The sequence below is a fragment of the Dyadobacter sp. CY261 genome (genome assembly GCF_021440085.1).
Classification (GTDB): Bacteria; Bacteroidota; Bacteroidia; order Cytophagales; family Spirosomataceae; genus Dyadobacter.
In genome coordinates, this window is sequence record NZ_JAKCPW010000003.1 from 293632 (window position 1) to 311605 (window position 17974).

The 17974-nt window shown below is 47.1% G+C and carries 13 protein-coding genes; 10 read left to right on the forward strand and 3 right to left on the reverse strand.

All coding sequences use genetic code 11. The annotated features are described in order from the left end of the window. Positions 1-5: 5 nt before the first annotated feature. Positions 6-680, reverse strand: coding sequence for a TetR/AcrR family transcriptional regulator (locus LZD49_RS11165; protein ID WP_234667431.1), 675 nt, complete (start codon positions 678-680; stop codon positions 6-8). A gap of 148 nt (positions 681-828) precedes the next feature. Between LZD49_RS11165 and LZD49_RS11170 the strand changes: the two genes are divergently transcribed. From LZD49_RS11170 to LZD49_RS11180, 3 genes are read left to right on the forward strand one after another with little or no spacing between them, the layout of a single operon-like run. Beyond that, positions 829-2514, forward strand: coding sequence for a peptidase domain-containing ABC transporter (locus LZD49_RS11170; RefSeq protein WP_234667432.1), 1686 nt, complete (start codon positions 829-831; stop codon positions 2512-2514). Further along, positions 2495-3829 (forward strand): HlyD family secretion protein, encoded by a 1335-nt coding sequence (locus LZD49_RS11175; RefSeq protein WP_234667433.1) that lies wholly within the window; start codon positions 2495-2497, stop codon positions 3827-3829. The genes LZD49_RS11170 and LZD49_RS11175 overlap by 20 nt, the downstream gene beginning before the upstream one ends. A 13-nt stretch (positions 3830-3842) precedes the next feature. Further along, positions 3843-5258, forward strand: a complete 1416-nt coding sequence (locus LZD49_RS11180; RefSeq protein WP_234667434.1) for a TolC family protein — start codon at positions 3843-3845, stop codon at positions 5256-5258. Between the two features lie 221 nt (positions 5259-5479). Here LZD49_RS11180 and LZD49_RS11185 read toward each other — a convergent pair whose 3' ends face one another. Next, on the reverse strand, positions 5480-5890 hold the full coding sequence (locus LZD49_RS11185) for a VOC family protein (protein ID WP_234667435.1): 411 nt from the start codon (positions 5888-5890) through the stop codon (positions 5480-5482). Between the two features lie 121 nt (positions 5891-6011). Here LZD49_RS11185 and LZD49_RS11190 point away from each other — a divergent pair, with 121 nt between their 5' ends. The 7 genes from LZD49_RS11190 to LZD49_RS11220 all read left to right on the forward strand — a co-directional run bounded on the left by LZD49_RS11190 (position 6012) and on the right by LZD49_RS11220 (position 15530). Then, positions 6012-6332 (forward strand): hypothetical protein, encoded by a 321-nt coding sequence (locus tag LZD49_RS11190; RefSeq protein ID WP_234667436.1) that lies wholly within the window; start codon positions 6012-6014, stop codon positions 6330-6332. 166 nt (positions 6333-6498) lie between these two features. Then, on the forward strand, positions 6499-9108 hold the full coding sequence (locus LZD49_RS11195) for an ABC transporter permease (protein ID WP_234667437.1): 2610 nt from the start codon (positions 6499-6501) through the stop codon (positions 9106-9108). 171 nt (positions 9109-9279) lie between these two features. After that, complete coding sequence (locus tag LZD49_RS11200; protein WP_234667438.1) at positions 9280-9864, forward strand: Crp/Fnr family transcriptional regulator; 585 nt, start codon at positions 9280-9282, stop codon at positions 9862-9864. 98 nt (positions 9865-9962) lie between these two features. Continuing rightward, entirely contained in the window at positions 9963-10796 is an 834-nt protein-coding gene (locus tag LZD49_RS11205) for a DUF2306 domain-containing protein (protein ID WP_234667439.1), read from the forward strand. Between the two features lie 281 nt (positions 10797-11077). Continuing rightward, positions 11078-13498 (forward strand): ABC transporter permease, encoded by a 2421-nt coding sequence (locus LZD49_RS11210; protein ID WP_234667440.1) that lies wholly within the window; start codon positions 11078-11080, stop codon positions 13496-13498. 136 nt (positions 13499-13634) lie between these two features. Beyond that, positions 13635-14507 (forward strand): SDR family NAD(P)-dependent oxidoreductase, encoded by an 873-nt coding sequence (locus LZD49_RS11215; protein ID WP_234667441.1) that lies wholly within the window; start codon positions 13635-13637, stop codon positions 14505-14507. Between the two features lie 96 nt (positions 14508-14603). Next, complete coding sequence (locus LZD49_RS11220) at positions 14604-15530, forward strand: AraC family transcriptional regulator (protein WP_234667442.1); 927 nt, start codon at positions 14604-14606, stop codon at positions 15528-15530. Positions 15531-15533: 3 nt separating this feature from the next. Here LZD49_RS11220 and LZD49_RS11225 read toward each other — a convergent pair whose 3' ends face one another. Next, a complete protein-coding gene (locus tag LZD49_RS11225; protein ID WP_234667443.1) occupies positions 15534-17942 on the reverse strand; it encodes an ABC transporter permease in 2409 nt (802 codons plus the stop codon). Positions 17943-17974: the final 32 nt, after the last annotated feature.

Below are 17974 nucleotides of genomic sequence, written 5' to 3' on the forward strand. Positions count from 1 at the left end.
CTCAGCTATTTTCCAATAGCTTTAAATAGTAAGTCTGTTAAAAATCTCGCAGTAAAATCCTTGTGTCCCAGTCCACCCACGTCGGTCAGCTTGGGAAGGTAGTTGCTGAAAAACTGCTGAAAATGGGACATTTCTATCAATGTGCTGCTTAATGACCTCGGATACAGATAGTCCGGATTATATTCACTGACGACCTCGGCTATCTTCGCGCATAAATCCTTATACGCCTTGAAAACCTCCGATTTATTGATCTCCTTCACTTCCTTTACCAGGTACACCTTACTGCTTTCGGAAATAATGATCTGGTTCAGGTAGCGCTTATTATAATCCATTGTCCCGCTGCTTTCGGGAAGCTCCTGGGTAAGCAGCTCTATAATGATCTGCAATTTCACCTGCGGGTCGGCCACATTCTGCAACCTGAACATGACCAGGAACTCCATATAGCTCCAATACCAGTTGAGAATGTAAAGCAGTAAGCGGTGCTTATTTTCGAAATAGCGGTAAATCGTAGCCTCCGTAGTGCTCACCTCGGTCGCCAGCTTCTTAAAGGTAAAATGCTCAAACCCCAACTCATAAATCAGGTCTATCGCGCTCTTGATGAGCTGTTTGCCGAGCTCACTACTTTCCGGGTCTTTCAAAAAGACCTTTTCGTTGAGATGAAAACTTACCTGGAATTCCATACGGTGTCATTTACAAAACGAAAATAGTAAAATATCCAGCAGCAATAGTTATTGTATCAACAAAAAAATATTTACTTCTCCATATGATAGTATTACTATTGTTAATTGAAGTGTTGTTATATTTGTGCGATTCGTAAATCATCGAGCTATGGAAAAGGTAAACCCTTTCAAGAGATTATGGAACCTGATTCTGCTGGACCGGTCCGACGTTGGAGCGATTTACTTTTATGCGATGCTGAGTGGCCTGGTCAACCTGAGTCTTCCCCTGGGTATTCAGGCAATTATCGGGTTTGTATTGGGCGCATCGATGGTAACGTCTATTTACGTGCTGATCATTCTGGTGGTGATCGGGGTTGCCGCGGTCGGTCTGATGCAGATCAATCAGATGAAGATCATTGAAAAAATCCAGCAGAAAATTTTCACCCGTTACGCATTTGAGTTCGCCGATAAAATCCCTCGGTTCGACCTGATGAAGACGGACGGGTTTTACCTGCCCGAAAAAGTGAACCGCTTTTTTGATGTGCTCAATATACAGAAGGGGCTTTCCAAGCTGTTGCTGGACGTTCCTGTGGCCAGTATCCAGATCATTTTCGGTTTGTTTTTACTCGCAGTATACCATCCGTTCTTTATCGTGTTCGGGCTAACGCTGCTCTTCGTGCTCACGCTCATTTTCCGGCTAACCGGTACCGACGGGCTAAAAACCAGCCTCCAAGAAAGTGTCAATAAATACAAGACCGTGGGCTGGCTGGAAGAAATGGCCAGGGTTATCAATCCCTTTAAGCTGGGTTATGCCGCCCATTTAAACCTTACCAGGACCGATACCCATGTAAGCAAGTACCTGCAATCCCGTACGGACCATTTCTCGGTTCTGCTTTTTCAGTACAAAACACTGGTCATTACCAAAGTGGCGATTACCCTGGCGATGCTGGCGGGCGGCTCCTATCTTCTGCTCGAACAGCAACTCAATGTCGGCGAATTCATCGCCGCCGAGATCGTGGTACTGACCGTGACCAATGCCGTTGAAAAACTAATCGTCAATCTGGATAGTGTGTACGATGTAGCTACCGGTCTTGAAAAACTGGCGACTGTAACCGAAAATCTTTCCGAAAAGGAAGGTAATGTTGCCCTGGATACAGTCCAAAAAGGTGTGGGCATCGACCTGATTGATTTTTCCTTTTCATTCCATCACGGCAAAAGCATTTTCAGCAATGTGAACATCCACATTCCGTCGGGGAGTTTGGTAGGTGTTTCTACATCCGGCATGTCAGGTAAATCCACTTTCCTGAAAATCCTGGGCGGCCACTTCCAGCAGTTCTCTGGATCATTGCTTTTCAACAAAGTCCCGCTGAGCAATTATCAGCTGCCATCGCTCCGGAAAAGAATCGGTATGTACCTGAATCAGAAAGATATATTTATCGGCTCGGTCTGGGAGAACATCATTGTAGGCCGAAACCATATCACCGCCGAGCAGATCATCCTCCTCGCCGAGAAGACCGGGCTTGCCGGGTTCCTGGATCTGTTGCCCGAAGGATTTGAGACCCAGGTCGACCCCAACGGCAAAAACCTTCCCAGCCAGTACATCAAGCGCATTTCCCTGCTCAGGGCATTGCTCGACCATCCCACCCTTTTGCTGCTGGAAAATCCCTGGGAGGGCATGACGGGGCCTGAAAGGGAGAAAATGATGGAATATTTGTCGGGAAAACCTGACCAGGCTACGGTAATCATCGCCAGCAACGACCCTGAATTTTTAAACCGGTGCGATTACCATATCGTACTAAGTAATGCAACAGCAACCATCACCCGAAACATAGCAAATGGATCAGGTCAACTATAAAATACCGCTCAAATCCCTGGATGCTATTTACCTGCAAGATCAGGAAAGTAAGGTCAGGTATTGGTTTTACGGCATCATGCTCCTGCTCGGCCTCGCGCTTTTCCTGCCGTGGACGCAGAACATCAAAGCCCGGGGCGATATCACTTCGCTTTACCAGGAGCAGCGCCCCCAGAACATCAACTCCCCCATTCCCGGCAAAATCGTCAAATGGGCAGTTAAAGAAGGAGATTTTGTAAAAAAGGGCGATACGATCATGCAGATATCGGAGATCAAGGAGGATTACCTGGATCCTGATCTGGTCAATCGTACTCAGCAGCAGGTAGAAGCGAAAAAAGGCTCCATTAAATTTTATAAGGGAAAAGCCGCCACTTCGGTTTCGCAAATCGAGGCGTTGCAGGCTGCCAGAACTTTCAAAATCAAGCAACTTGAAAACAAACTCGGGCAGCTCAACAACAAGCTGAACGGCGAGCAGGCAGAGCTGGAAGCGGTCACCAATGAATTTAACCTGACGAAAGACCAATTCGAGCGCCAGCAGAAAATGTTCGAGCAGGGACTTGTTTCCCAAACCCAGCTTCAGCAGCGCAATACCACCTTTCAGAATGCCCTTGCCAAGAAAATAGCCGCTGAAAACAAGATCGCCCAGACAAAACAGGAAATGCTCATTGTGGAGATCGAACAAAATGGCGTGGCGCAGGAGTATGCAGAAAAGATCAGCAAAGCAGAAGGCGACCGGCTGCAAAGCCTGAGCAATATAGCCTCCGGGCAAGGGGAAATGGCGAAGCTTGAAAACCAGGTGGCCAACTACACGATCCGGAATGGCATGTACGTGATCCTGGCGCCACAGGATGGCCAGATTGTCCAGGCTAACAAAGCCGGGATCGGCGAGATACTTAAAGATGGGGAACGGATCACGGTGATCGTTCCGACCCGTGTGAATTATGCGGTCGAAATGTATGTGAGGCCCGTAGACCTGCCGCTGATCAGCATCGGGCAGAAAGTCCGGTTCATGTTTGACGGTTTTCCGGCCATCATATTCAGTGGCTGGCCCGAGAACAGTTACGGGACCTTTGGCGGGAAGGTAGTTGCATTCGAACACACGATCAGCACAAACGGGATGTTCCGTGTGCTTGTGGCCGAAGATGCCGCCGACCGGCCATGGCCTAAGCAATTGAAGCTGGGAACGGGAGCGCAGGGGATTGCATTGCTCAAAGACGTGCCGTTATGGTATGAGCTCTGGCGAAATATCAACGGGTTTCCACCGGACTACTACACCTTGAAAGATCCGGCATTGAAAGGTCAGGGAAAAGAAAAATAAAATAGGCTTGTGCATGAAAAGCTTGGCAATACAGTGGGGCCTCCTGATCGGGCTGGTGGTTTTTAATGTGGCAGAAGCGCAGGATTCTACCAGGACGCTCAGCGCGGCGCAGGTAATGGAGCTGGTCCGAAAATTCCACCCCGTCGCCAAACAGGCCAGTATCCTTATCGACAAAGCCCAGGCCGACCTGCTGATTGCCCGTGGCGGGTTCGACCCTGTTCTGGGTGCATATATCTCGCGTAAGCGTTTTGACGGCACCAACTACTATAACAGAACTTCGCCGGAAATTGTGATCCCCACCTGGTACGGGATCGAAGTACATACCGGCGTGGACAACTACACCGGAGAGCGCCTCGACCCGACGATGACCAAAGGACAATCGGCTTTTCTGGGTGTGAGCATCCCGCTCGCGCGGGACCTGCTGATGGACAAGCGGCGCGCCTTCTTAAAACAGGCCCGGATTTTCAGGTCGTTGGCCGACACCGAGCAAAGACTGGTCCTGAATGACTTGCTGATGGACGCCATGGATGCGTATTGGCAATGGGTAAGCTATTATAATCAGTATCTGGTAGTACAGGCCAATGTGGCCGTCAACACACAGCGGCTGGATTTTGTCCGCAAGTCACTGCTGAATGGCGAGCGCGCGGCCATTGATACCATTGAAACACTGGCCCAGTTGCAGAGCTTTCAGTACCAACAGAACCAATACCAGCTGGAATTTCGCAATGCGGGCCTCCGGCTTTCGGCATTTTTGTGGAACGAAATGGGTGAACCTTACACGTTGCCTGAAACCGTGACTCCTCCGGCCGACTGGGATGATGCCCAGCATTTCAAAGACTTCGACCTGGATCTGACCAGTTTGCTTTCAGCTGCCACGCAGACGCATCCTCAACTGCGGAGCTACGATTTTAAACTTCGTGCGCTGGATATTGATAAAAAACTCAAATTTCAGGAGCTTTTGCCCAAAGCGGACTTCCGCTACAACCATTTGAGCAAGGGGTATAATGCATTAGCCAGCGCCGGAGAAGCGGCGATCTTCGACAATAACTACCAATATGGCTTCAAGTTCGAAATACCACTACGGCTTTCGGCTGGCCGCGGTGCATATAAAAAGGCACAACTCAAAATCCAGGAAACACGACTGGGACAAATGCAGAAGCAACTGGAACTGGAAATCAAAGTCAGACAGTACTATAATGAGTTCAATATTCTCAAAGAGCAGATTAAACTGCAAAACCTGAACTATGCCAATTATCAGCAACTGGTTAAAGCTGAGGAGATAAGGTTCTCCAATGGAGAAAGCTCGCTCTTCCTGATCAATAGCCGCGAAAACAAGGCGCTGGACGCCAGGCAGGAGCTGATTGAACTCAAAACAAAATACTACAAAACCGCCTATGCCCTGCAGTGGAGCGCAGGCTTGCTGGATTAAGAATAGCCGGAATGTTTGAGCCAGAGCAGTTGAACTGCATCAAAACGTGTTCAGGTTAGTTACAGTAGGTGTGATCTGTCGCGGGGTACTGGCTTTGAGCACTTCGGCCATCGTCTGACGCAGCCGGTCGTGGGTAAATGCCTGAACGCAGATCAGTCAGAAGCTGGAATGAAAAGGGATTACTAAAAAACGGATTTTGTTCTTGTCTTGAAAGACGTGCTTTATGTCACTAATGGCTTGAATATCTCCCAGTGATGACCAAACGGGTCTGAGAGGTGACCCAGCCTATACCCATAATCCTGATCGGCCACTTCATAGATAATTGATGCCCCGGCTTTTACTGCAAGTTCAAAAACCTGGTCAGGATCTTCGACCTGCAAGCCGATTCTCACGGGTGTACCATTTAGCTTTTCTGGGCTAAAATTGCCATGCTCTTCCGACCGATCTGCAACCACAAACCTGGCGCCCATTATCTCCATCTCCGCGACCACGGATCCATCGGGTCCTGAATTGGACATGAGGACATTGGCACCGAATGCCTTCTGATAAAATGCAATCGCTTCTATACCGTTTCTCACAGTGAGCGTGGGAACAATGATTGCCTTTGCGTATCCATTTTGATCTGTCTTCATGATTGCCGTTTTGACGAAAGTAATACAGTTTCAGCGCCGCGGTCACGATCGTTGCTACGCTGATGTGCTACGAAGGCACCGTTGAATCTAAAAGTAGTAAACAAACTACTCCTACTAGACAGTGAACAGTGTCATCACGTATAAGGACATTTGGGCCGACGGTGAAAAAATGTATGATAATTGGGTTGCCGGCAGTCCAAGGAACGGTACGCTTACTGTATTTATGCACCCAAAGGAGAGATCAGAGAGAGGTAGTTCTGGCAACCAGGAAAATGCATCTCCAGCCTCTCACGGATATACACTTGCATTCGAAATCAGCGTCATAGCAGGCGCGTACCCGGCATGGTTTAACCGAACCTATTTGGGAGAGTTTGAAGAAATCGTACTACTGGGCGTCGCTGTACAAACCGATCGGTCATTCTCTGTCATTGTTCAAATCTGAACAATTGGAAACCCCTCCTTTCTATTTAAAGTAATGTAAACCAGATAATTACAAATGCAATTTCATTAGGCATAGTATTTTATCGACATTATCGGAACAAATCGAAAATACTTATGAAGCGAACGTCTCCGGGAGGGTTTGAAGAGATTCTTTTGCTGAAAGGCAGATGAAAAAGCTGTTTCCACCTCATTGGGCGAGCAAATTCCTGGCCCATTTTGCAGATCCCAACACTTCGGAAGAAGTTCAGGGAGATTTACTCGAAATGTATCAGCATTGGGCGGAAAACCTGGGGGAAAGCCGGGCCAGACGACTCTATGTATTGAACGTAATCAAGTTAATGCGGCCATTTGCCAAGGACAAAAAAGCACAGCAGTATTCCCAAACCTATTCAAATATTCCAGCCATGATCCTTAACTACTTCAAAATCGCATTTAGAAATCTTGCTAAAAACAAGGGCTACTCTGCCATTAATATCGGTGGACTGGCCGTCGGGATGGCCGTCGCTATCCTGATTGGCCTTTGGGTCTACGATGAATTGTCTTTTGACAATTACCATAAGAACTATGAGCGGGTAGGCCTTGTAATGCAACATGTAAGTTTTGATGTTGAAAAAACGACTTACGCCGATTCTCCTATTCCATTGGGTGATGAACTTCGCAGCACATATCCCGATTTTGAATCCGTCGCTCTGGCAAGAAACCAAGGATTACTTGTAGCCTCGGGCGATAAGAAGTTCTCTAAACGCGGCAAAGCCGTGGAGCCGGATTTTTTGGATATGATGTCTGTTAAAATACTTGCCGGCAGTCGTGCGGGGTTGAAGGATGTTAATTCAATTATGCTTTCTGAATCGCTGGCAGAAGCTTTTTTTGGGACCGGAAATCCCTTGAACAAAGTCATCAAGATTGACAATAAACTCGATGTGAAGGTTACGGGTGTTTACGAAGACTTTCCGGATAACAGTTCGTTTAAGGAAATTGCTTTTTTTATCCCGTGGACACTGGCCGTTGCCAAAGACGAGTATGTCAGAAGATCGTTACTGGAATGGGATGAGAATTCTTTCCAGGTTTATGGTCTTCTCAAAAAGGGGGCAGATTTTGATCTGGTTTCGGCTAAGATAAAAGATGTGCGGATGAAAAAGGATAATCCGCCTAGTTATAAACCTGAATTTTTTATCCATCCGATGAGCAAATGGCATTTGTATGCCGATTTTAAAAACGGAATAAACATCGGTGGACTGATTCAATTTGTATGGCTTTTTGCCATCATTGGCATTTTTGTATTGCTTTTGGCATGTATCAATTTCATGAACCTGAGCACTGCCCGTTCGCAACAACGTGCGCGGGAAGTGGGGATCAGGAAAGCCATCGGATCATTTCGCTGGCAATTGATCGGGCAATTTTTGAGTGAGTCATTTCTGGTCGTCTTCGTGGCTTTTGTAATTGCTATTGCACTGGCAGCTCTGGCACTCCCGTTTTTCAACGAAGTTGCAGAAAAGGAAATGTCCATTTTGTGGTTCAATCCCTGGTTTTGGGCCACTGGAATCGCATTCAGCGTCCTGACAGGATTCCTTTCGGGCAGTTACCCGGCACTTTATTTATCTTCCTTTCAGCCACTCAAAGTTCTTAAAGGAACGTTTAGTGTAGGTCGTTTCGCAGCAGTTCCCCGTAAGGTGTTGGTCGTCATGCAGTTCACGGTTTCGGTAACACTGATTATCGGGACCATTGTCGTTTTCCGACAAATCCAACATGCTAAAAACCGTCCAATCGGATACAGTCGCAGCGGCCTTATTGAAGTCCGCATGAACACCCCGGAACTGTACGGGCACTACGATGCCATGCGTAGCGACCTGAAAAACACGGGTGCAGTGAAAGAAATGTCTCAATCTTCAAGTGCAGTAACCGCACAAGATGGCGGAACGACCGATTTCTCCTGGGAAGGAAAGAGTCCGGAAGCGCATCCCCTGTTTATGTCCAATGCCGTGACGCACGACTATGGTAACACCATTGGATGGCGGATAAAAGAAGGCAGGGACTTTTCCAGAAGCTTTTCTACGGACACTGCTTCCATTATATTAAATGAAGCGGCGGTTAAAATAATGGATATAAAAAGCCCGCTTGGCTCTTTCGTCAGGGCGAGAGGTCGATCCTTTAAAGTTGTGGGAATTGTGAAGGATATCATCAAAGAGAATCCTTTTTCGCCCGTCAATCCATCTTTTTTTATATGTAATTATAACTACGTCAATACTATAAACATTAAACTTGCACCAGGTCAGAGCGCAAGTGAGGCGCTGGCGAAAGTTGAAAATGTTTTCAAGAAGTACAATCCTGGCAGTCCGTTCACTTATGAGTTTGCTGATGAAGAATACTCCAAAAAATTCGGTACAGAAGTACGGGTTGGTAAGCTGGCAACTTTCTTTGCCTGCCTTGCGATTTTGATCTCCTGTTTGGGATTGTTTGGATTGGCTTCTTTCGTTGCAGAACAACGGACCAAGGAAATTGCCATTCGTAAGGTATTGGGCGCATCAGTCACCAATTTATGGCAACTGCTTTCGAAGGATTTCGTGATTCTTGTTCTCATCTCTTGTGCCATTTCCGTACCATTAGCACAGCATTTTATGGGAAATTGGCTGAAAAACTACAAGTATCACACTGAAATATCCTGGTGGATTTTTGCTGCTACTGCCCTTGGCGCCTTGATAGTTACGTTACTAACGGTAAGTTTCCAGGCAATCAGGGCGGCATTGCTGGATCCGGTAAAGTCGTTGAAATCAGAATAGCTCTGTAACTTATCTTGTTAAAACAAGCGCCTAGCTAATCCCGGCTATCAGCAGTTGCCGGAACGCATCGGTTGAAACTTCGATATGTTATATATTGTGCGGATTGAGGAGTTCCCCGGGGGTAAGTACTTAGTTTATTATTAACTTGTAAAATACCCTAGCAATTGTGACATGGAGCGCTATTACGTAAGCTTGTTCAATTATGTTGAACAACTCATAGTCCTGCCCGAGACAGATAAAGCGTCGATTCGGGAGTCCTTCCGGCCACTGTTTGTACCCAAAAACACCATCATAGAGTATGCCGGGCAAATACCACAATACCACAATTTCATAGTGACGGGTCATATGCGCAGTTTCCATCTCGACGATGACAATAATGAAATAACCGTCGATCTGAACGACGGTCCCCGCTTCTTTACCTCGTACTACCATTTTATGCATCGCAGTGTGTCTGATAAAAATCTGCATTGCATTACGGATTGCGAGCTGCTCAGGATCAGCCGGGATGACGTGGACAGAACTGCCGGACACAGCAGTACGCAGAAAGATTATACGATCTGGATATTGCAGCAGCATCTTGAGGAAGACAGAATTCGCATCCAGGATATGGCCAATATCACGGCGGAGGCCCGCTATCTGAAAATGCAAAAGGAAAAACCAAACATCTTTAAACACGTTCCTTTACGATACATTGCATCCTATCTGGGCATTACTCAACGGCATTTGAGCAGATTACGCGCAGAAACCGGTAGTTAGCCCGTAAGAAAATAAAACCTTTCATCACTATTGGACATTTGTCTAATCACTCATGCTGTGGCAGGCTTTAAGTTTGACTGAACTTAATGCTTTCTGCCATGATGCCCAAAACTCATCCTTCCCTTTCAAACAAACAAGAAATCGTCTTTTTTCCAAAAATGCTGAATGTCGCCGCCGCCGCCTGGCTGACGGTTGCTTTTCTTGGCCAACTGCTATTCGGGGTTTATATTGTTATTTTTTACGGTGGAAGCACCCTCGCCGGTGAGTTCGACAGGTGGAACGAAGTATTGCCACATGGATATAATGAAGGGGATTGGAAGGGAAATCTGGTTGTGGGAATTCATGTATTGCTGGCCTCAGTGATCGTAATGGGTGGACCTTTACAATTGATTTCAAGGTATCGCTATCCGCGCTTTCACCGATGGCTTGGCCGTGTGTATGTGTTAATGGCCATACTGGTAAGCATGGCAGGGCTTACGATGGTTTGGACGCGCGGCGCTGTTGGCGACACTACGCAGCACATTGGCATCAGCATTCAAGCCGGTTACATCATCGGTTTTGCATTGCTTACTATACACTACGCCAGGACGCGGCAGTTCGGAAAGCATCGAAACTGGGCATTAAGGCTTTATATGGTTGTCAACGGTGTTTGGTTTTTTCGCGTGGGGCTGATGTTCTGGCTGCTGATCAACCGAGGTCCGGCTGGCTTTGATCCAAAAACTTTCACAGGACCTTTCCTGACAGCACTCTCAATTTTAACTTACGCCATTCCAATTCAGCTTATTGTACTGGAAATGTACATTTATGCAGGCAAACATCAAGGCAAGGTTTTCCAGATCATCACATCCATTATTATCTTTATTTCGACTATCATCACGGGCATTGGCGTTTTTGGGGCAACGATAGGCATGTGGCTACCCAGGCTGCCATAACATACAATCACCATATGGAAGTTTGCTGATTGCTTTCCACCCAGACTTTGGCCGTCACCTCCCACCGGTCGGGATATTGATTTGAATGTGCAGATACATCACACAGGGGATAAGATAATTTAGAACAAATCAGGGCACTTTTCGGAGGGAAGCATACAGCAATGAGCTTACAGCCGTGCCCGGGAACGCACAGATGTGTCCGAAAGTGAACATAATATCACCCCAGCATCCACCTTTCAGGCTTGCTTTCAACCTGGCACCATATTTCTTTGCATCCTGATATGCTCAAAAATTACTTCAAGATCGCTTTAAGAGGTTTCCTTAAAAACAAGGGTTATACACTGATCAATGTATCGGGTTTGACGTTGGGATTAGCCATATTCATGCTGATTTCCTTGTGGGTCTGGGACGAGTGGACTTACAACAAGAGCGCTAAAAACCATCAGCACGTGGGCCGGGTGATGTCACATACTGCGCAGAATGGCAGTATTACCACTTCGCCGAATATGCCTTTCCCCCTGGCCGGTGAGTTGCGGGAAGTTTTTTCAGCCGACTTTGAAAGCGTCGCCGTTTCGTGGGATACAGAAGATTATAGCCTGGCGTCTGGCGAGAAAAAGTTCAGGAAAAAGGGCCGGTTCATGGAGCCCGACGGTGCAAAAATCCTCTCGCTTCAAATGCTCAGTGGCAATGACGCAGCGCTCAAAAACCCTTCCCATCTCCTGCTGTCAGAATCTGCTGCATTGTCGATTTTTGGTAACAGCCAGCCCATTGGCCGGATTTTGAAAATAGACAATGAGCTGGAAGGAATGGTCGCGGGTATCTATAAGGATTTCCCGCAGAATTCAGACTTCTATAATTTGTCGTTTATAGCACCCTGGAAACTGTTTGCATCGGCCAAAAGGCGACAGTGGGTCAATGAATTAAAAGACAACTGGAATGTAAACACCTTTGAAATTCTTGTTCAAACCCGAAAAAACACCTCCGTCGAAGCAGCATCGGAAAAGATAGAAGGCGCATTGCTTAAACATTTGAAGGACAACCACAAGGTTGCCGGTTCGATGCCGGTAATTTCCCTTCACCCTATGCACAAGTGGCATTTGTATTCTACCTGGGAAAACGGCCTCAATACAGGAGGACAGATCTATTATGTTAAGCTGTTTACTGCAATCGCCGTTTTTATTCTGCTGCTGGCTTGCATCAATTTTATAAATCTGAGCACAGCGCGGTCCGGTCAGCGGACAAGGGAAGTTGGCGTTCGAAAGGCCGTCGGGTCAATGCGCGTCCAACTCGTAGTTCAATTCGTTACTGAGTCCTTCATTGTAATAGCATTTTCAATGCTGGTCGCGTCAGTGGTAGTTCAATTAGCCTTGCCCTATTTCAACGCTACGGCCGACAAAAAAATCGAATTTCTTTTCACAAGTGACACTGTATTCAATCCGTATTTTTTACTGATTGGCGTGTCGTTTTGCTTTCTAGTGAGCCTCCTGGCTGGCGGCTATCCTGCTCTGTACCTATCCTCCTTCAAGCCAGTCAATATCTTGAAATCCGGTTCAGTCAGTACAGGACAGCATTCGTCCCGACCGAGAAAAATTCTTGTCGTTTTACAATTCACGATCTCTATTTCGCTCATCATTGGCACTGTGGGGGTATTTCGCCAGATTCAATTTGGACAAAACCGAGCTACCGGCTACGAAAGGAATGGGCTGTTATATGTAAAAATTCCGCCAGGCACAGCATCCATTGAAGCATTAAAAAATGACTTGCTTCAATCGGGAATGATTGCATCGGTCGCGCAATCCTCCGGTCCCGTTACCGATCTTCTTTCTAATGCAAGAGGTTTTCACTGGCCAGGAAAGTCGGCCACAGACCAGGACGAGTTTGCTGTCATAGCCGCATCGCATCGCTATGGCGAGACGGTAGGCTGGCATATCACGCAAGGGCGGGATTTTTCGCAAGACTTTATCTCTGATTCTTCGGCAATCATTATCAATGAGTCGGCAGTAAAATATATGGGGCTGGACAATCCGGTTGGCAAAAAGATCAGGTGGAAAGATGGCACTTTCAATGATTCGGAATATCACATTGTTGGCGTGGCGCAGGACATGATCATGCAGTCACCGTATGAACCTGTGAAGCAGACCATTTACTTTATGACTTACGCGCCTAATTACCTGTATATCAAGTCAAGCGCTGGCGTCGGAATAAGCGATGTCCTTGCAAAAATTCGCCCGGTGTTCGACAGGCATTTACCGGGTCTCCTGCTGGATTTTCAATTTGCCGACCAGCAATATGATTTGAAGTTTAAAATGGAAAATCGTGTGGGTAAAATAAGCCTTCTTTTTGCGGCAGTAGCCATTTTCATTTCATCCCTGGGTTTATTCGGCCTGGCTGCCTTTACCGCCGAGCAAAGGCGTAGTGAGATAGGTATCAGAAAAGTCCTCGGCGCCTCAATTGCAAGTGTATGGAAATTGATAGCAAAAGACTTTGTATATCTGACAGTTATTGCCATTGTCATCGCTACCCCGGTAAGCTACTATTTTCTAACCCAAATGCTGGCGAAGTACCATTATCGCGCTGCCATTCCCTGGTGGATATTTGGCGGGTCAGGCATGCTTGCTCTTGCAATTGCGGTCCTCACCGTAAGCTACCAGGCATTGAAAGCTGCCTTTGCAAATCCTGTGAAGGTGCTCCGTTCGGAATAGGTCTTACTCAAAAACTGCTCATTTACGAGTCTCCTCACCTCATCCCCGTTTCAACTACACATCCCCTCACTTAGACTACACTTCCCGGTTTGCAGACGATGACCTTTGACATATTATTCATGTCAAAGAAATTGTTATGACACATCAGAAGGAAAATGCAAGTCTTGAAACAGTACAAACCGCTGTAACATCTCAAAAAGTTTGGTTCATAACGGGCGCGTCCCGTGGCTTTGGACGTGTTTGGACCGATGCTGCCCTCCGGCGTGGCGACAAGGTGGCAGCTACGGCACGGAAGCTGGAAAGCATTGCCGACCTAAAAGAACAATATGGCGAAAACGTGCTGATACTCGAATTGGACGTAACAAACCCAGAGCAGGTAAAAGCCACAGTAGAACAAGCTCACGCGCATTTCGGGCGACTTGATATTGTACTCAACAATGCCGGTTATTCGCTCGTCGGCACCATTGAGGAGGCCAGCGCGAATGATATCCGTGCGCTTTACGAAACCAATATCCTCGGTCCGGTTGCCGTAATCCAGGCGGCCTTGCCGCTATTAAGAAAGCAGGGGGGCGGTCATATAATTGGTACATCGAGCAATCTTGGCCATGTTACCTTGCCGGTGATCGGCTATTACGCTTCTTCCAAATGGGCATTTGAAGCCATTCACGAAAGCCTGGCCGAAGAAGTTAAATCCTTCGGGATCAAGGTTACGATCATCGAACCGGGTGCCTATGCCACCGAATTTGGAAGCCAGCAGTCGTTGAAATTCGCACAAGGCCAGGATATATACGCGGATTTCAAACAGCAGTTCTTTGGAAAACTAATGCAATTGGAGCGGGGTGATCCCCATGCAACACCTCAGGCACTATTTCAAGTCGTTGACGCACCGCAGCCGCCCCTTCGGTTCTTCCTTGGCAGCCAATGCTTGCCTTGGGTGCGTGAGGCTTATGCCGAGCGGCTGGCAACCTGGGAGGCGTGGGAAGAGGTTTCCAATTCTGCCCAGGGTTAAGCCGACAACGAACCGTCAGAAGTCGAAAATGGTTGATTAAGCATTCATGATAGCCGATACCAAATGTCATCGGCTATCATTTTCATATTTCAAGCGATGAACAAAGAAGAGAATAGTCCGAAAAAGATGGGCTCGCTGGCCGATGCGCACCGGGCCTTTGGCTTGTTGAAGCCGCAGCACCCGCTGGTGAGCCTCATCAACGGCTCCTATACCCAGGTTAGTGAGTTCAGCATTCCGCATTACCACGTGCTGGGCTTTTATAAAATCTCCTACAAACCGAAACTGACCGGCAAACTGCGGTATGGCCAGAATTATTATGATTTTGATGAAGGCGGGTTGCTTTTCGCGTCTCCGGGCCAAGTTGTGGGGAGTCACGATAACGACGCCAGCGTGTGTTCCGAATACACGTTGCTCATCCATCCCGATTTCTTTCTAGGGTATTCTTTGGCCAAAAGCATTAAACAATACGGATTTTTCTCCTACTCGACCCGGGAAACGCTGCATCTTTCGGAAGAAGAAAAAGCAACGATCTTCGACATCTTCAAAATGATCGAAAAAGAACTGGCCAGCCGGATCGACGATTTTAGTCAGGATGTGGTTATTTCTCAGATTGAGCTATTGCTGAACTATGCAAACCGCTTTTACAAACGGCAGTTTATTACCCGCAAAGCAGTTAACAATGACCTGCTTGAAAAACTGGAAGCAGTTTTGGATCATTATTTTACCAATCAAACTGCCGTCAACGAAGGACTGCCAACGGTTGGTTATCTGGCAGAGCAGGTCAACTTATCGCCCAGCTATCTGAGCGATATGCTGCGATCTCTGCTTGGGCAAAATGCACAGCAATACATTCACGATAAACTAATTGAAAAAGCAAAAGAAAACCTTTCAACGACTAATCTGACGGTAAGGGAAGTGGCTTACGCGCTAGGATTTGAGCATTCACAATCGTTCAGCAAACTATTTAAAACAAAAACCAGCCTCTCTCCATTGGAATTCAGACGGTCATTTCATGCCGTTTAACACCTATTCGCTCCGCAAACTCTTTACGGGATCGAGCAGGGCCGCGTGAATGGCCTGATAACTTACGGTGAGGAGCGTGATCGCCAGTGTGCCCAGGCCCGCTGCGGCAAAAATCCACCAGGAAATTTGGGTGTGGTAAGTGTATCTTTCCAACCAGCGATCCATAAAATACCAGGCAATGGGTGTGGCAAGCAGACAGGATACGACCACCAGGATCAGAAAATCGCTTGAAAGCAGCTGCCACAAGCTGATGACCGAAGCACCCAGCACTTTTCGGACACCTATTTCTTTGGTCCGTTGCTCTGCCATGAACGAAGCCATTCCAAAAAGCCCAAGGCAGCTGATAAAGATCGCCAGACCCGCAAATAGGGCCGCTAATTGGCTGATCCTTTCTTCGGCAGCAAACTTTAATGCATATTCCTGATCCACAAATTGGTAATTGAACGGTGAATCGGAACTGTATTTTTTGAAAACGGTTTCAATGTTTTTCAATGCCAAACTGGCATTAGTACCAGGATTAATCCTCGCCGTAATAAACCGGCCTCCTTGGGGATGAATAAAAAAGATAGACTTTTTAACCGGGTCATAAGGCGACTCCATGATCATATCGTCGATCACCCCAATTACTTTGAATGGCCGTCCGTCCCAGGTTACCGTTTCCCCGATCGCATCGTTCAGGCTCTGCTGCCCTATCCCCATAAACTTCGCGGCAGCTTCATTGATAACAAATCCGGCAGAATCGGAAGAAAAAGTTCGGGTAAAATCGCGCCCGGCCAAAAATTTCCAGTCAACTGTTTTTCCGAAATCATGGGAGATACCAATCGTCGCAAATTCGGATTGCAGGCCGGGATCTTTCCCTTTCCAATTGAAACCTACATTGGCTGAAAAAACCTCCGTGGGCGGTGCGGCGGACTCTGCTATCGACGTCACGCTCCTTGTTTTCACAAGATCGTCCAGTATGGCGTCAAAATGCGTATGGATATCACGGGAGTTTACCAGCATGGTCACCAGGCCCTGCCTGTTGTAGCCTATGGGGCGATTTTTGGCATGAAGGATCTGTTTGTAAACCACCACCGTGCCGATAATCAGGGTAATGGAAACGGTAAATTGTAACACTACCAGGATTTTCCGTGGCAGCGTCGCCCGCAAACCCATCGGAGTCCATTTACCTTTGAGTGCTTTAATGGGCTGAAAGGAAGACAGGTAGAATGCCGGGTAGCTGCCCGCAATAAGCCCGGTCAGGAGTGTGAACACAATACCGCTTACCAGCACAACGGGCTCACCCCAGGGGATATGCATTCGCTTGTCCGCAATTTCGTTAAAGAACGGCAGGATAAGCCGGGCCAGCAATAACGAGAGGAAGAAGGCAAAGAATACAACCAGAAAAGATTCGGTAAAAAATTGGCTTACCAATTGCAGGCGCACCGAGCCAATAGCCTTCCGGATCCCCACTTCCCTGGCGCGTTTCTCCGACCGTGCCGTACTCAGATTCATAAAATTGATACATGCCAGCAACAATACAAATGCTCCGATAACACCAAAAAGCCACACGAACTGAACGCGCCCGCCGACATTACTTCCATTGACCCATTCGGAATACAAATGCCAGCGGCTCATCGGATGCAGCAGAATCTGTGGCTTGAACTTCAACTCACTTGCATTGGCCTTTCTGAGTTTAATGTCTTTAATTTTGTTAGAAACAATTCCTATATCGCTGTTTTCCGATAGCTGCACCAGGATTTGAAAAGAACTATTCTCCCATTCGTTATTTGCTACCGCTGCTTTCACCCAGTCGGTCGATGAGGCAAACAGGTCAAATGGCGCTATAAAACCCAGTTCGTGAAATTCGGAATTGTAAGGTATATCTTCGTAAACGCCAACCACCTTCACATCCAGGTCTTTATTGATTTTCATCATTTTATCGACCGGATCGGCCTTCTTAAAAAGCGCCTTTGCTACCGATTCGGAGAGCAGGATCGATGCCGGATCTTTCATCCCCGAAGCACTTCCACTTACTATTTTCAATGACAGCATTTCCGCCGCGCCAACCGACATAAAATTGCCCGGTTTTGTAAAACTGGATTCGCCATAAGTCAGCACATGCCTTTGGAGCCAGGACGTGATCACAACACGGTCAAGATCTGCTTCAAAGTTGGATTGCAATTCTCTGAACAACGGCGCCGGAACATTATTGCCTGTATTTACTTCTCCGTCCAGGGTTTGCTGCTGCATTACCCGTGCAATTCCGTAGTAATTTTTATGGTATTTATTAAAAGATAATTCATCATGAATCCATAGGCCAATCAACATAGCGACTGTCATCCCAACTGCAAGGCCACCAATGTTGATTGCGGAGAAAGTCTTCTTTCCCGTCAGATTGCGCCAAGCTATTTTGAAGTAATTTCTGATCATATCGATTAGCTGTACAGTAGGTAAGCCAAAGG

What these genes read in the sequence shown, in the direction of transcription:
- LZD49_RS11165 (WP_234667431.1), bottom strand. Translation starts at nt 680, where the DNA reads ATGGAATTCCAGGTAAGTTTTCATCTCAACGAAAAGGTCTTTTTGAAA.
- LZD49_RS11170 (WP_234667432.1), top strand. Translation starts at nt 829, where the DNA reads ATGGAAAAGGTAAACCCTTTCAAGAGATTATGGAACCTGATTCTGCTG.
- LZD49_RS11175 (WP_234667433.1), top strand. Translation starts at nt 2,495, where the DNA reads ATGGATCAGGTCAACTATAAAATACCGCTCAAATCCCTGGATGCTATT.
- LZD49_RS11180 (WP_234667434.1), top strand. Translation starts at nt 3,843, where the DNA reads ATGAAAAGCTTGGCAATACAGTGGGGCCTCCTGATCGGGCTGGTGGTT.
- LZD49_RS11185 (WP_234667435.1), bottom strand. Translation starts at nt 5,890, where the DNA reads ATGAAGACAGATCAAAATGGATACGCAAAGGCAATCATTGTTCCCACG.
- LZD49_RS11195 (WP_234667437.1), top strand. Translation starts at nt 6,499, where the DNA reads ATGAAAAAGCTGTTTCCACCTCATTGGGCGAGCAAATTCCTGGCCCAT.
- LZD49_RS11200 (WP_234667438.1), top strand. Translation starts at nt 9,280, where the DNA reads ATGGAGCGCTATTACGTAAGCTTGTTCAATTATGTTGAACAACTCATA.
- LZD49_RS11205 (WP_234667439.1), top strand. Translation starts at nt 9,963, where the DNA reads ATGATGCCCAAAACTCATCCTTCCCTTTCAAACAAACAAGAAATCGTC.
- LZD49_RS11210 (WP_234667440.1), top strand. Translation starts at nt 11,078, where the DNA reads ATGCTCAAAAATTACTTCAAGATCGCTTTAAGAGGTTTCCTTAAAAAC.
- LZD49_RS11215 (WP_234667441.1), top strand. Translation starts at nt 13,635, where the DNA reads ATGACACATCAGAAGGAAAATGCAAGTCTTGAAACAGTACAAACCGCT.
- LZD49_RS11220 (WP_234667442.1), top strand. Translation starts at nt 14,604, where the DNA reads ATGAACAAAGAAGAGAATAGTCCGAAAAAGATGGGCTCGCTGGCCGAT.
- LZD49_RS11225 (WP_234667443.1), bottom strand. Translation starts at nt 17,942, where the DNA reads ATGATCAGAAATTACTTCAAAATAGCTTGGCGCAATCTGACGGGAAAG.